This is a genomic window from Gaoshiqia sediminis (genome assembly GCF_025907915.1).
Taxonomy (GTDB): domain Bacteria; phylum Bacteroidota; class Bacteroidia; order Bacteroidales; family Prolixibacteraceae; genus Gaoshiqia; species Gaoshiqia sediminis.
The window spans coordinates 1-604 of sequence record NZ_JAPAAF010000110.1; the positions used below are offsets into that span (position 1 = coordinate 1).

Below are 604 nucleotides of genomic sequence, written 5' to 3' on the forward strand. Positions count from 1 at the left end.
TGCCGCGATATCCGGTTCGTTCCACCCGCTTCGGGGTTGAGGAGTGGTGGTTGGTTGTCGTATTCCCCCAATTGGATTGGGGGTGATGAATGGTTCGATCACTTCGTGATCGGGGTGCTTCGGTTGAGGTTGGCTTTTCTAGTCGACCCTATTACTCCGAAGGAGTTGAATTGGATTTTAGGGTCGAAAAGTTGCTTCCGGTTTGCAGTAAAGCGTATGGTCACGACATGTCGTGACCGTCCGACTGCCAAAGACCAGGCGAGTTCGTTTAATTGGGCGTTGGGGTCACGTCCCATCATCTCTTTTTTTGATAGAAAGCTTTCCGGGAGACGCGATATCCGTTTTGTTCAACCCGCTTCGGGGTTGGGAGAGTGGTGGTTGGTTGTCGTATTCCCCCAATTGGATTGGGGGTGATGAATGGTTCGATCATTTCGTGATCGGGGTGCTTCGGATGAGGTTGGCTTTTCAAGTCGTACTGATTACTCCGAAGGAGTGTCACGTTCATCACAGCCAGTGTAACTGGCGGATAGCGGATCGGAAAAGCAGGAACTCCGAAGGAGTTCAACATTCTTAAATCAGATACTTTTCGTCGAAGTCGATGCCG

1 protein-coding gene is annotated in these 604 nt (G+C 50.7%); it reads left to right on the plus strand.

What is annotated here, in order from left to right; genetic code table 11:
• Positions 1–414: hypothetical protein (locus N2K84_RS20205; RefSeq protein WP_282593645.1), on the plus strand; the 414-nt coding region annotated here is incomplete at its 5' end.
• Between the last annotated feature and the right edge of the window lie 190 nt (positions 415–604).